9 protein-coding genes are annotated in these 13,438 nt (G+C 65.6%); 4 read left to right on the top strand and 5 right to left on the bottom strand.

Annotated elements, in window-relative coordinates; all coding sequences use genetic code 11:
• Positions 1-17: 17 nt before the first annotated feature.
• Positions 18-740: a LytR/AlgR family response regulator transcription factor gene (locus tag AC0MRV_RS02100; protein WP_472762768.1), complete on the bottom strand. Its 723-nt coding sequence runs from the start codon at positions 738-740 to the stop codon at positions 18-20.
• Positions 737-1,939 (bottom strand): sensor histidine kinase, encoded by a 1,203-nt coding sequence (locus AC0MRV_RS02095; RefSeq protein ID WP_472762767.1) that lies wholly within the window; start codon positions 1,937-1,939, stop codon positions 737-739. Before AC0MRV_RS02095 ends, AC0MRV_RS02100 begins: the two co-directional genes overlap by 4 nt.
• Positions 1,940-2,081: 142 nt before the next feature.
• Between AC0MRV_RS02095 and AC0MRV_RS02090 the strand changes: the two genes are divergently transcribed.
• The 3 genes from AC0MRV_RS02090 to AC0MRV_RS02080 all read left to right on the top strand — a co-directional run bounded on the left by AC0MRV_RS02090 (position 2,082) and on the right by AC0MRV_RS02080 (position 7,649).
• A complete protein-coding gene (locus tag AC0MRV_RS02090) occupies positions 2,082-3,038 on the top strand; it encodes a ribokinase (protein WP_472762766.1) in 957 nt (318 codons plus the stop codon).
• A 76-nt stretch (positions 3,039-3,114) separates the two neighbouring features.
• Positions 3,115-4,518: an MBG domain-containing protein gene (locus AC0MRV_RS02085; protein ID WP_472762765.1), complete on the top strand. Its 1,404-nt coding sequence runs from the start codon at positions 3,115-3,117 to the stop codon at positions 4,516-4,518.
• 305 nt (positions 4,519-4,823) lie between these two features.
• On the top strand, positions 4,824-7,649 hold the full coding sequence (locus AC0MRV_RS02080; protein WP_472762764.1) for an insulinase family protein: 2,826 nt from the start codon (positions 4,824-4,826) through the stop codon (positions 7,647-7,649).
• Positions 7,650-7,657: 8 nt separating this feature from the next.
• Here the strand turns inward: AC0MRV_RS02080 and AC0MRV_RS02075 are convergent, their stop codons facing one another.
• Both AC0MRV_RS02075 and AC0MRV_RS02070 read right to left on the bottom strand, forming a co-directional pair.
• Complete coding sequence (locus AC0MRV_RS02075) at positions 7,658-10,495, bottom strand: PAS domain-containing hybrid sensor histidine kinase/response regulator (protein WP_472762763.1); 2,838 nt, start codon at positions 10,493-10,495, stop codon at positions 7,658-7,660.
• A 46-nt stretch (positions 10,496-10,541) separates the two neighbouring features.
• Positions 10,542-11,450, bottom strand: a complete 909-nt coding sequence (locus AC0MRV_RS02070) for a hypothetical protein (RefSeq protein ID WP_472762762.1) — start codon at positions 11,448-11,450, stop codon at positions 10,542-10,544.
• 171 nt (positions 11,451-11,621) lie between these two features.
• Between AC0MRV_RS02070 and AC0MRV_RS02065 the strand changes: the two genes are divergently transcribed.
• A complete protein-coding gene (locus tag AC0MRV_RS02065; protein ID WP_472762761.1) occupies positions 11,622-12,785 on the top strand; it encodes a redoxin domain-containing protein in 1,164 nt (387 codons plus the stop codon).
• 103 nt (positions 12,786-12,888) lie between these two features.
• On the opposite strand, the gene AC0MRV_RS02060 is transcribed toward AC0MRV_RS02065, so the two are convergent.
• Positions 12,889-13,317, bottom strand: coding sequence for a hypothetical protein (locus tag AC0MRV_RS02060; RefSeq protein ID WP_472762760.1), 429 nt, complete (start codon positions 13,315-13,317; stop codon positions 12,889-12,891).
• Between the last annotated feature and the right edge of the window lie 121 nt (positions 13,318-13,438).

The raw sequence follows: 13,438 nt of genomic DNA, 5'->3' as shown, positions 1-13,438 counted from the left end.
GACAGTGGGTTGACGGATCAAAGGCTCATGCGCTCGCGAAAAGCCTGGGCTTGGCGGCGGCTGAGTTCGACTTTGGCGCCGCCCTTGAGCTCGACCAGCAGGCCGCCGCTGAACCACGGCTCGATCTTGTCGATCCACTGCAGGTTGATCATCTGGCGGCGGTTGGCGCGGAAGAAGGTCTTGGGATCGAGGCGCGACTCCATGGCGTTGAGCGAGCGGAAGAGCTGCGGCTGGGCGTCGTCGAAGTGCACGCGGGTGTAGTTGCCCTCGCTCTCCAGCAGCCGGATGCGCTTCACCTCGACAAACCAGCAGTGGTCGCCCTCGCGCACAAAGACCTTGTCGTCGGGATTGAGCACCTCGGCGCGTTCCGCGCCGGGCGCGGTGCCAACACTGCGTTCGCGCAAACGCTCGATGGCGGCGTCGAGGCGGGCGGGGTCGACCGGCTTGAGCAGGTAATCGAGCGCGTTGAGCTCAAAGGCCTTCACTGCAAATTCGTCGTAGGCGGTCGTGAAGATCACCTGCGGCACGGGCGGCTCGAGGGACTCGAGAAACTCGAGACCGGTCTCACCGGGCATCTGCACATCGAGGAACAGGAGGTCGGGTTTCAGCTCGGCGAGCTTCTCCCGGGCCTGTTCGGCATTGGCGGCTTCGCCCACAATCTCAATGCCTTTGACGCCATCGAGCAGGCGGCGCAGTTCGCCCCGGGCGAGGCGTTCGTCGTCGATCAAAAGAGCTTTCATGCGGAAACGGAATCAGGGGTGGTTTGAGCGTGACCCAGTGGTTTGCGACGTTCGCGCGGCATTTCCGCGCGGTCCTCGCCCATGGGCACGATCACCGCGGCAGTCACCACATTGGGCGCGGTCTGTTCGACCGAAAGGCGGGCGGCGTCGCCGAAGAGCAGTTGCAACCGATCCGAGGCATTGCGCAGGCCGACGCCGGTCGAGCGCTCCGCCGTGCGATTTCCAGTGGCGCTGTGGCGAAGGTTGCCGGGATTGCGCACCGCGATGTGCAGCTCCCCCTCAACCACGCGGGCCGAGATCAAGATCTCTCCCCCCTGAGGCTGTTCGGCAATGCCGTATTTCACCGCGTTCTCCACCAAGGTCTGCAGCAACATCGGCGGCACCTCCCGCCGCAGTGTTTCCGGCGCGACGTCGAGCTTGAGGCGCAGGCGTTCCTCGTGGCGCACCTGCTCCAGCGCGAGGTAGTCATTCACCACCGTGAGTTCCTCCTCGAACGACACGGTCTGCTTGCGCCCTGCTTGCAGGGAGTAGCGCAGCATGTTGGCGAGTTGCGTGACGGCCTCGCGGGCCCGCTGCGGATCTTCGTCGATGAGCGCCCGCACACTGTTGAGCGAGTTGAACATGAAGTGCGGGTTCACCTGTGACTTGAGCGCGCGCAGCTCGGCGTCCTTGACCACCGCCGTGAGGCGCAGGCGCTCAATCTCGGACAGGTTAAACCGATAGTAGACGTGGTAGATGAAGTAGGCACTCAACCAAGCCGAGTAAATGATGGTGCCGTTGATCGCCGCCATCGCCGGCAGCAGGAAGGGATTGATGCCCTCCGGCCAATCCTCGCGGAGGACGCCGTAGACCCAGCCGTAGCCCACGATGCTCCAGATGAGCGCCATCACGGCCGCGAGGCCCAGACCGCGCGGCAGCAGCTTGATCCACGGCATCTGCTTCAGCTTCCAACGCTCGATGTAAATGCGCGCAAAATGCGAGATCAGCCATCCCAGCAGGATCGTGTGCACCAGGTGCATGTAGTCACTGAGGTCGAGCCCTTTGTCCCGCGCGCTGGCGACCACCATGTAGACAGCCAGCTGCACCACCAGGAAGCAGCCCCAGCACAGCGTCTGGCAAATGACATACAACCGCTCCTTCGCACGCTCGCGTTTTGCGTCGGCTTGGAGGTCGGTGAAAGGAGCAGCGGAGTCGGTCACAGCGCCAACCTACACCAATCGGACCGCATCGGGGCAATCTTTGGACAAACGGTGCACAGCCCGTGACGAACGGAGCCCCGGCTCCCGATCGGCCTGCACTTCGTTCTTCAACCCGGTCCGTTCTTCCCTACCGTCAACGCCCATGACTGCACCCCAAGTCGTCGTCGTCGGCAGCTACGTCATCGATCTCTGCTTCAACTGCACGCACTTCCCCCGGCCCGGCGAAACCCTCGCCGGCACCTCACGCACCGGCCCCGGCGGCAAAGGCTCCAACCAGGCGGTCGCCGCCGCCCGTGCCGGCGCCCCCACCCTCTACGTCGGCGCGATCGGCCACGACGCCTTCGGGCGTGATGCCCAGGCCTTTTACGAGGCCGAAGGCATCGCCGCCCACTGGGCCATCAAACCCAAACATCCCACCGGCTCGGCTGCCATCCTCGTCAACGCCGAGGGGCAGAACCAGATCATCGTCGCCCTCGCCGCCAACCTTCATCTCAGCAAGGCCGACCTGCCCATCGACGCCATCGACGGCGCCCGCATCGTCATCGCGCAACTCGAGTCCAACCTCACCGCGACCAACCACGCGCTGAAGCTCGGCCGCGCCGCCGGCGCCCTCACCGTGCTCAACCCGGCGCCACTCCGCGCCGACTTCAAACCGGCGATGCTCCAACACGTCGATATCCTCATTCCGAATGAGAGCGAGTTCGTCGAACTGATCAACCGCCTCGGCCACGCCCCCGGCAAAAAGCCCCTCACCGTCAAAGCGCTGCTCAAGCTGAGCCCCGCCAAACTCCATGTCCTCTGCGGCAAGCTCGGCGTGCCGGTCGTGATCGTCACCCTCGGCTCACGCGGCTGCTTCATCTCCCGCGCCGATGGCTACCTCGAGGTGCCCGCCTTCCCGGTCGAGGCCGTCGACACCACGGGAGCCGGCGACGCTTTCGTCGGCGGGTTCGCCGCCGGCCTGCTCGAACACGAAGGCGATCTCGCCGCCGCCGCCCGCCACGGTTGCGCCGTCGCCGCCCTATCGGTCACCAAACCGGGCACCGCCCCGTCGATGCCCACCCGCACCGCGGTAACCCGTTTTCTAAAGAAACAGCTCTAAAGCCGCGTTAAAATCGGGCCCCGATCGCCCGACCGTGTGAGCCAGTTATCGCTGCATTCGCGCATACAAGAGACGTATGCCTCGAATCTCTGCTGCTCACGCCCGTTCATTCTCCCGCGCCTGCCTGCTCCTCGTGTTGCTGGCCGGGCTTTTATCGACGGTGCACGCCCGTGTATCCGTCACCGACGTCACCATCACGCTGACCAACCTGGTTCAAACCTGGGACGGCACCGCCAAAGCGCCGACCGTCACCACCAATCCGACCGGCGTCGCGGTCGTGCTCACCTACAACGGCGGCACCACCGCGCCCTCCGCCGTCGGCTCCTACACCGTGGTCGCGACGCCGGTCGACACCGTGAGCTACTCCGGCGCGGCCACCGCCACGCTGCAGATTACCGCGGTGAGCCAGAGCATCACGTTTCCGACCCCGACCGAACGTCCGCTCAACACCCCCATCACCCTCGCCGCCACCGCCTCGTCCGGCCTACCGGTGACCTTCCAACTCCTATCCGGGCCGGCCTCCCTCGACGGCGACACCCTCACCATCACCGGAGTCGGCGACATCACCGTGCTGGCACAACAGGCCGGCAACGCCTACACCGCCGCCACCGAGACCACCCTCACCTTCGCCGTTGACCCGCAGACCCTGCCGCGCATCGCCAACCTCTCCTCGAGCTCCCGCGCCATCGGCTCCACCGCCAGCGACCAACGCCTGATCTTCGGCTTCGTGCTGAGCCACGCCACCCCGCAACCCGTGCTCCTGCGCGCCGTCGGCCCTGGCCTCACCGGCTTCGGCGTGTCTGGCGTGCTCGCCGATCCCGCCATCGAGTTGTTCGACGCCAATGGCGACCGCATCGCGTCCAACGACAATTGGGACAACGCCGCCGCCGTCGCCAATCTCGCCCAAACCCTCGGCGCCTTCCCGCTCGAAACCGATTCCCGCGACGCCGCCCTGGTCGTCGACCTCGCCGCCGGCGCCTACTCCCTGCACGTCACCGGCGGAACCGGCGCGGTCATCGCCGAGATTTACGACGGCGACACCGCGCGTAGCCAGGTCGGCAACAACCTCGTCAACGTCTCCACCCGCGGCTTCGTCGAGGCCGGCACTCCGCTCATCGGCGGACTCGTCGTTGATGGCAATGGTCCGCAGTCCGTCCTCATTCGCGGCGTGGGCCCCACCCTCGCCAACCACGGGGTGAGCGGCGTCCTGCAAAACCCGGTGCTCACCGTCTACGATGCCAACCAAAACGTGGTCGCCACCAACGTGCGCTGGGACACGCCGACCACCGCCGGTGCCCCCGACGCCGCCGCCATCGCCGCCGCCGCCCAAACCGCCGGCGCCTTCGATCTCCCCGCAGCCAGCGCCGACGCCTCACTCGTCCTCGAACTCGATCCCGGCGTCTACAGCGTGCACGTCACCTCCGCCGACTCCGCCAGCGGCGTCGCCTTGCTCGAAATCTACGAGCTCCTCCTCCCCTAAGCGCCCCAGCACCCCGTCTCCGGCCCGCACCCTTTCCGGAAATTCGTCACCTATGAGGTGACAAATTTTCCCGGTGCTTAGCATGGTGGGTCCCCCTGAAACTCCACCAAAAGTGTAACCCAATAGGTTACATTTCTGGCCGGACTACCAACACGACGAAGGGGGTCCCATCGGCGAGAGCACTTGGGCGGGAAAGCGGGTGAAACCGGTTTTTCGTCGCGGCCGCTCGGCGCCGCTCAACCCACGCCTGCGACCATTCATCCACGCCGACTGGCGCTCGCGCGCGAAGCCCTCAACCTGCGAGCATGCTGAAACGTTTCCTGTGCCTGCTTGCGCTCCTCGCCGCGCCGTTTTGGGCGTCCGCCGCAACCGATTCCGCCGCCGACCTGCCGCCCCGGGTCGTGGCCCCGACCGACAAGGCGGCCTTCCGCCACTTCGTCCTCGATAACGGCCTCAAGGTCATCCTCGTCTCCGACCCCAACTTCAACAAATCCGCCGCCTCACTCGTCGTCGGCGTGGGCCAGATCGACGATCCCTTCGAGCACGCCGGCCTCGCCCACTTCCTTGAGCACATGCTCTTCCTGGGCACCGAGAAGTTTCCCGACGTTTCCGAATACAGCGCCTACATCACGGCCAACGGTGGTTACAACAACGCCTACACCTCGACCGACCACACCAACTACCAGTTCGAGGTCCGTCACGAAGCGCTCGAAGGCGCGCTCGACCGTTTCGCCCAGTTCTTCATCGCCCCGCTTTTCACGCCGGGCTACACCGAGCGTGAGGTCAACGCCGTGCACAACGAGGCCATGCGTCACGTGCAAAACGACCTGCGCCGCATGCTGAATGTGCGCCGCGAGATCTACGATCCGACCGCCGGCGAATCCAAGTTTTCCACCGGCAACAAAGACACCCTCGCCCACGCCACGCCCGAAATCGTCCGCGCCTTCTACGAGCAACATTACTCGGCCGACCACATGGCACTCGCCATCGCTGGCACCGCGCCCCTCGACGAACTCGAACGCATGGCCCGCAGCTACTTCGCCCCCATTCCCGTGCGCGATGTGCCGGCCATCGAACGCGAACCAACCTTCCTGCCGCCCGCCGAGGCCATTCGCCTCGCCACCATCGAGCCCGTGCGCGAACTCCGCCAACTTTGGATGGAGTTTGTGATACCCTCCACCCGCCCCCACTTCGTCTCCAAACCCGACTCGCTGCTGCTGTCCCTGCTCAACTACGCCGGCGACGGCGGCCTCGTCCAAACCCTCAAGGACGCCGACCTCGCCACCAGCGTCGGCGGCTTCACCTGGACCCGCACCACCGGCTACGAGTCGCTCTTCATCTCCGCCGATCTCACGCCGCAGGGGGCTGAGAACATCCAGCGCGTGATGGAGATCTTCTTCGCCTACATCGAGCACCTGCGCGCCGCCCCGTTCCCGGCCGATTTCTACGCCGACCAGGCCCGCATCGCCAACCTCAAGGAAACCTACGACGACCGCGGCGAAGGGTCCGCCCTCGCCACCCGTCTCGCCAACAACGCCCTCTTCTTCCCGTTGGCCGTCGCCGATCGCGCCGACCTGGCGTGGGGCGCCGCCGATGAAGCCGCCTACCGCAGCTTTCTCGAGGTCATCACGCCCGACAACATGCTCGTGACCTTCCAGGCCAAGGGCGTGCCCACCGACCGGCAGGAGGAAATCTACGGCACCGCCTACGCTTACACCGAGACCACCGGCACCGATTTCGCCAAACTCCAAAATCCGCCCGCCGTCGCCGGCTTCGCCCTGCCTGCCGCCAACCCCTTCCTGCCCGGCGAGACCAAGGTGCTGGCCGAGCGCCCGCTCACCCTCATCGATGAACCCGGCCTTGAGCTCACCTACGCGCAGGACGTCGAGTTCGAGCGCCCGCAGGCCACCATCAAAATCCGCTTCGTGCCCACCCGCGCGATGGGCACCGCCGAGACCGACCTGCTGCTGCGCTTCTATGAAGCCTGCCTCTACGACACGCTCGAAGCCGCCGCCGGCGACGCCGCCATCGCGGGCCTCGACTTCTCCATCGACGCCGGGCTCGAGGGCTTCGAGCTCACCGTAACGGGCTTCGCCGACTCGCCGACTCGCTTTGCCCAATATGTGGCCGAACAACTGCTCAGCTTCAACGTCGACCCGACTCGCTTCGCCGCGATTCACGAACGTGTGATGCGCGGCCTGCGCAGCTACGATCAAACCGAGGCCTATCAGCTCGCCAGCCACCGGTCCTCGGCCGCCTTGCGCGAATTTTACTTCCTGCCCAACCACTCCCTCGAGCAGGGGCCCGGCGTGACCTGGGCCGCCGTCCGCGACCTCGCCCACCGCTACTTCGCGCACGGCAAAGTGGAAGCACTCGTGCACGGCCACCTCACGCCGGAACAGGCCAAGACCTCCGCCCGCGCCATCGCGGCCGCCATCGGCGCCGAGCCCGCCCCCGCCGCCGAGCTCCTGCGCCGCCGCCATGTCGAGCTGACCGCCGGCACGCCCGTGATCGACACCGGCGTCGTGGAAGGCGCCAACTCCGCTTACCGCGCCAACTACCTCCTCCCGTCCGACTCGCCCCGGATGCGCGCCGCCGGTGAGGTCATCGGCACCTTCATGCGCGAGCCCTTCTTCACGGAGCTGCGCACGAATCAACAACTTGGATACATCGTCGGCAGCGGCTTCGGCTCGTCGCTGGATCAGCAGCTGCTGCTCTTCGTCATCCAATCGAGCACCCATGACGCCGACGACCTGCGCCAACGCGCCGAGACCATGATCGCCACCCTGCCCGACATGTTGGCGCAGCTGCCCGCGGACGCCTGGCAAACCCTGCTCGCCGGCGCCCGCGCGACCCTCGGCGAGAAACCCAAGTCCATTGCGGAAAAGGCCGCCGTGCTCTTCTCCCGCGCCTACGACCACGACGGCGACTGGGAACGCCAGGCCGACACCCTCGCCGCGCTCGATCAACTCACCCGCGAAGCAACCGTCGCGTTGTTCCGCCGCGCCATTGATCCGGCCACCGCCGAATCTCTCATCGTGTTGCTCGACAGCCCGAATCACGAAGCGAGCGCGGCCACGCCGACCTTCACCGACCGCACCGCCTGGAAAGCGACGCAGCACTTCGATTGAACAGGCGCTCAGCCACCCACCTGCACCGCCGCCAAACGGGCGCGCAAGGTGGGAAGATCGAAGGGCTTGGCCAATACCGCCGCCGGATGGATCGCCTCCGGCGGCAGGTTGGCGAGCTTCTGGGAATATCCACTCATCAGGATCACCGGCACGTCGGCGGCGATCGCATCCATCGCCGTATGGGCCTCGAAGCCATCCATGCGCGGCATGGTGATGTCGAGCAACACGCAGGCAAGGCGATCGGCGTTTTGCCGGAACACCTCGACGCCTTCCACGCCATCGCGCGCCGACACCACCTCGAAACCCAGATTGCGCAGCATCCGCTCAATGACGCGGCGCAGAGTGGCGTCATCGTCGACCAACAGCACCGTTCGCTTGCTCGGTGTGGCGTCGGCTTCGTCCCCTTTGTCGGATTCCACCGGTTCGGTCGTCGGTGGTTTGAGCGGCAGCAACACGCGAAACCGCGCGCCCGCACCGGGTTCACTCTGCACCTCAATGCCTCCGCGGTGTGTGCGCAGGAAACCCATCACCACCGCCAGGCCGAGCCCGCTGCCCGTGAACTTGGTTGAATAGAACGGCTCGAAGATGCGCTGCTTCACTTCCGCCGTCATGCCTGGTCCGTCATCGGCCACCTCCAGCAACAGGTAATCGCCGGGCAACAGCCGTTCGTCACCGCGGTGGAAGCTGCGGAGGTCGGCGGCCGTCAGGTGCCGGCAGTGCGTTGACACCTCGACGGTGCCGGCCCGTTCACCGATCGCGTGGGCGGCATTGAGCACGAGATTCATCACCACCTGTTGCGTCTGCGTCATCGCCGCCAGCACCCGCGGCAGGGGCTCCTGGGGGGAGAACCGCAGCGTGACGCTGCGCGCCAGACTCGGTTCCACCAATCGCAGCGTCTCCGCGATCAATTCATTGAGATCGATCTCCGCAAACTCAACCGGGCTGCGGCCGGCGTAGGCGAGCATCTGCTGACACAGGGCCGAAGCGCGCACCGCCGCCCGCTCCATGGTGTCGAGGCAGTCGCTCGCCTCGGATCCGGCCGGGATGTCCAGCCGGGCGAGGTTGGCGCTGCCGACCACTGACATCATGAGGTTGTTGAAATCGTGCGCGATGCCCCCGGCCAGCACACTGAGACTCTCGTCCTTCTGCACCTGCATGATCTGACGCTCGTGCAGCATGCGTTTCTCCTCCGCCTGCTTCTGCATCGAGAGGTCGCGCAGAATGAAGGAAAGAATGGCCGTATCCAATTCTTCATCACGATGGGCCAGCACCACCAATGCGGTCGGCCGCTCCTGGCCCGTTGGCATGGTCAGCGCGACCTCCCCCTGCCAGATGCCGTCACGCAAGGCGGCGGGAACGGCCTCGTCGCGCAAGCGCCGCGCATTGGTTGGGGTCAGGAACTCCTCGATCGAACGTCCACTCCATGCAGCGACCTCCCCGGGTATGCCCCAGCCTTCCAACATGGCGGTGTTCACATAAAGCACCGTGCCATTCGCCTCGCTGGTGAAGACCCAATCCGGCGTGGCCTCGATGATGCGCAACAAACGACCAATCTCCGCCTCCGCCCGCTTCCGTGCGTTGATGTCGACCACAATGCCCGACATGCGCAGCGGCGCCCCGGCGGCATCCCGCTGCACCACGGACCCCCGCGACAGCACCCAATGCCAGGAGCCCCGCTTGGTCCGCAGCCGGAACTGCGCTTCGTAAAGATCCGTCTTCCCCGCCAAATGATCCGCCCACGCCGCCTGCTCCGCCGGCAAATCGTGCGGGTGCACCAGGTCGATCCAACGCTCGCGCAACGGTTCGATTTCGGCGGATTCATAACCAAGCATGGCCGCCAGGTGATCGTTGGTGGCGACGTCCTCCCCGCCCACGTGCCAGTCCCACAGCCCCGTCTGGGCGCCCGCGATCACGCGGTCGAGCTGCGCCCGGCTCTGCGAAAGGGCATACTCCGCGACCTGCTGGCGCGACACCAGCGACCCCAGCCCCAGTCCCACCCCAGCCACCGCCACTTCGAAGAGCAGGAAAACATAGGCGAAGTCGGCCGTGCTTTCCATCAGCCTCATGCCCACCAATCCGGTCATGGTGACCAGAAGCGTGGCCAGCACCGCGCCCCGCATGCCGTGGTTCATGCAAATCCACACCAAGGGCAAGAAACTCAGGTATAGCGCGGGCTGCGCCGGCAACACCGGCGCGGCGACCATAAACCAGACCGAACCCAGCAGCGCCACGCTCGCCGCGATCGTGAGAAAATCACCCCGCAACGATCGCGGGCGGGGGCGGGGCACCGCTCGGCGCTCATCGATGTAGGGCGCGACAAAAACCGCCACCACTGGCACCACCGTGAGCAGACCGCTGGCGTCGCCGATCCACCATTGAAACACGGTTTGCCAAAACGCCTGTCCCGACGGCGGCGCCCCGTCCATCGCCACCAAGGTCGCGACAAGGGCATAGACCAAGGGCGACAAGACAATCGTGCTGAAGAAGACCAGCGTCTGGCGATGCTGCCCGGGCAACAAGCGGATCCCGATTGTGCGCCGCACCAGCCACGCCGTCGCCGCGTAGTTGGCCGTCATCAACAGCGGAAACCAGACGAGCGATCCCCAGCTGCCAACGCCCCCGATCAACCACGTCCCTGTCACGTTCGCCAACAGGACAACCGGCGCGTAGCGCGGACCCAGCAACAGCAACAACGAGAGCGCGAGTCCCGCCGGAGCATACCAGATCGAAATGGCCACTCCTCCCGGCGCCACCTCGAACCACGCCGCCGAATAATGCGCCACCAAGTGCAGGACGAAGTAGGCCCCGCACAAAATCAGGTGACGGATAGGTTTTGCCGCAGGCATGACGGGGGTAGCGGAGCGATGATCGAAAATCGGCCGCCTTCCAAGTCTATCGGAAGCCGTCGCCTGATTTTGAGTAATAATACAGCCGGTAATCCCGGCCACCACTGGCCATTGCGTCGCCACCGCGAGCCGACACCCCCTCGCCAGCAGAGTCCACCGCCGGCGCACCGGTCACTTGGGGGATGACCTCACTGGGCAAGCCCTCAGACAAAAAGGTCGACCGGTCATACCACCACACGTTCCCCTCCCCCACCGGCACGGCAAATCCCTCGCCGTTCGACTCCAAGTGAATCCCCGCCGACGGCGTAGCCTCGGGTAGATACGCGGTCTTCATGACCACCAGTGCACCGCCGGAGTTGTGCAACAGGCCGATGCGACCCGCATCATCGCGAAAAACAATCACGGATCCGTCCCCCGATATGTCCACCCCGACGGTCCGCCGGCCGTCGGCTTCGCCGGCGCAAGCCGTCGCCACGCGGGTGTAGCCCTCGGTGCCCTGCACCCGGCAATAAAGTTCAAGCCCGTCCGCGCCGGCGACCAACCAGGTGCCGTCGTCGGAGATCGCCACCCCGCACGCCGGGCCCGCCGTCCGCACGTCCAGCAGCACTTGCCCCGTTGCAACGTCGTAAGCGCGCACAAAACCCGTGGCCGGCACGGCCTCGTAATCGCCTGCCGCCGCCGCGAATCCCCCATCCGCCGAAACCGCCACCCGTCGCACCCCACCCCAGCCGGTGATCGGATCCGACCATCGCAAGACGCCATCGCCGCCATAACAATACACCCCCAACACCACCGCCTCGCCTTCCCCGCTCCCCGCCGATGCTGCCAAGCAAGTCCCCGCGACCACCGTGTCGCCGTCCGCACTCAAGGCGACCGCCCCGACCACACAGGGAGGTCCCCCCGGAGAAGTCTGCCAGACCAGTGACACCGACTTTTCGGAAGAAGGGATAGACATGCTAAGGAAGCCCGAAGGTCTGCAACTTGGTTGGCTGCCGGAAAATTTTCCACCCTTTTATACCCAGCCAAACCGGCCTATTCCGACTTCGACGCCAATCTGCTGAACTTCCACCAAGCCCGCCTCTGGGTCCGCTTGCCCCCTTACCGACCGCTGTCCACCGTGCGACTCATGAAGCCCCGGATTATCCCGACTCTCCTTTCCGCTTTTCTCCTCTCCGCGGCCACTGCGTCGGCTGCCGATGAGAAATACCCCGAACCGCAGGCCATCGGCTCGGCCCTCCCGCACTTCGAGTTGCCGGGCATTTCCGCCGAAGGCGAGGTGCGCACCTACACGCCCGCGGATTTCGCCGACGCCAAGCTCCTGTGCCTGGTTTTCACCTGCAACCACTGCCCCACCGCCCAACGCTACGAGGAGCGCATCAAAGAGCTCACGTCCGAATACGGCCCCAAGGGCGTGGCCGTCGTCGCCATCAACCCCAACAACGCCGACGCCGTGCGCCTCGACGAAATGGCGTGGACCGATGTCGGGGACACCTTCGAAGACATGCAGGTCCGCCATGCCCACAAGGCCTTCAACTTCCCCTACCTCGACGATGGGCCCACCCAGGAGATCTCCCGCGTTTTCGGTCCGGTCGCCACGCCGCACGTCTTTATCTACGACCAGGATCGCAAACTCGCCTTTCAGGGCCGCATCGACGACGCCGAGCTCCCGCAATACATCAAGCACCACGACACCCGCGACGCGCTCGATGCCCTGCTCGCCGGCAAGACCCCCGAGGTCCAGACCACCCGCGTCTTCGGTTGCTCGGTCAAGTGGGCCGAAAAAGCCGAAGGCTACAACAAGGTCTGGGCGCAGCGACTGAAGGAGGAACCCGTCACCCTCGAGCACGCCACCGCCGCCGACTTCGTCGCCCTGCGCGAAAACGCCGACTCCGGCAAGATCCGCGTCATCAACGTCTGGGCCACCTGGTGCGGCCCCTGCGTCGCGGAGTTCCCCGATCTGGTGGATCTCAACGTCACCTTCCGCGGCCGCGACTTCGAGCTCGTCACCATCGCCGCCGAATATCCCAAGATGGAGGCCAAGGCCCTCAAGTTCCTGCAAGGCCAGCACGCCTCGATGAAGAACTACATTTTCGGCGACACCGACAAATACGCCAACATCGAGGCCATCGACCCGGAGTGGAACGGCGCCCTGCCCCACACCCTCGTGGTCAATGAAAAGGGCGAAGTGATCTTCCGCCAAACCGGCCCGGTCGACTTCCTCGAACTGCGCCGCCTGCTCCTCCCCGCCCTCGAAGCCATCACCCCCTGGGGTGGCCTCGACGGCAACTGAGCTCGCTCCGCCTTTCTCCGCATCATCCAGAAGCGCCGTCCGCAAAAGCGGCCGGCGCTTTTTGCGGCTCGGCCCGTCCCACGCGAGCGGGCGCACCCGCTGCTCAAATCATCGCCCGTGGCCGCGAGCGGGAGCGAGTGGACCTCGCCCCATCGCACCCGCGCTGCACGCGCCAGATCATGAACGCCAGCACAGCCGCCGGAACCAGCACGTCCCCGCCTTGCAGCCGGTCAAAACCCCGCACCCCAAACGCCAACAGCCAGAACAGCCCGCAGGCCAAGATCGTGGAAACGTGAGCCTCCCACACTCGTGAGCGGACCGTGAAAAACAGGATCGGCGCGGCGCTGAAGGTCCACGCAAACAGCCAAGCCCACTCCCACAGCTCCGATCGCGGAGAACACCATGCGATCGTCCATTCGCCGCCGAAATCAGTATACACCCACGGCATCAGCAAGACCTGCAGCGCCCCCAAAACTGTGAATGCCGCACTGAGGTGCAGAAAACGGGACGGGCGATAGGTCGGGGCAGGCATCACAGGACGGGGTGTCCGAAAACGACCGTAACCCAATTCCGTCGACAATTCCTCACAATAAAAAAGCGCCGCGCCCTCATCGGGACGCGGCGCTGAAATTCAGGACACTTTTTCGCGGCGC

It is taken from the genome of Actomonas spartinae (assembly GCF_051209155.1).
Lineage (GTDB): Bacteria > Verrucomicrobiota > Verrucomicrobiia > Opitutales > Opitutaceae > Actomonas.
The sequence above is the reverse complement of the archived record's forward strand: the minus strand, read 5'-3'. Positions and strand labels throughout refer to the sequence as shown.

Coding starts and splice junctions, on each gene's coding strand:
- AC0MRV_RS02100 (WP_472762768.1), bottom strand. CDS start 740: ATGAAAGCTCTTTTGATCGACGACGAACGCCTCGCCCGGGGCGAACTG.
- AC0MRV_RS02090 (WP_472762766.1), top strand. CDS start 2,082: ATGACTGCACCCCAAGTCGTCGTCGTCGGCAGCTACGTCATCGATCTC.
- AC0MRV_RS02085 (WP_472762765.1), top strand. CDS start 3,115: ATGCCTCGAATCTCTGCTGCTCACGCCCGTTCATTCTCCCGCGCCTGC.
- AC0MRV_RS02080 (WP_472762764.1), top strand. CDS start 4,824: ATGCTGAAACGTTTCCTGTGCCTGCTTGCGCTCCTCGCCGCGCCGTTT.
- AC0MRV_RS02075 (WP_472762763.1), bottom strand. CDS start 10,495: ATGCCTGCGGCAAAACCTATCCGTCACCTGATTTTGTGCGGGGCCTAC.
- AC0MRV_RS02070 (WP_472762762.1), bottom strand. CDS start 11,450: ATGTCTATCCCTTCTTCCGAAAAGTCGGTGTCACTGGTCTGGCAGACT.
- AC0MRV_RS02065 (WP_472762761.1), top strand. CDS start 11,622: ATGAAGCCCCGGATTATCCCGACTCTCCTTTCCGCTTTTCTCCTCTCC.
- AC0MRV_RS02060 (WP_472762760.1), bottom strand. CDS start 13,317: ATGCCTGCCCCGACCTATCGCCCGTCCCGTTTTCTGCACCTCAGTGCG.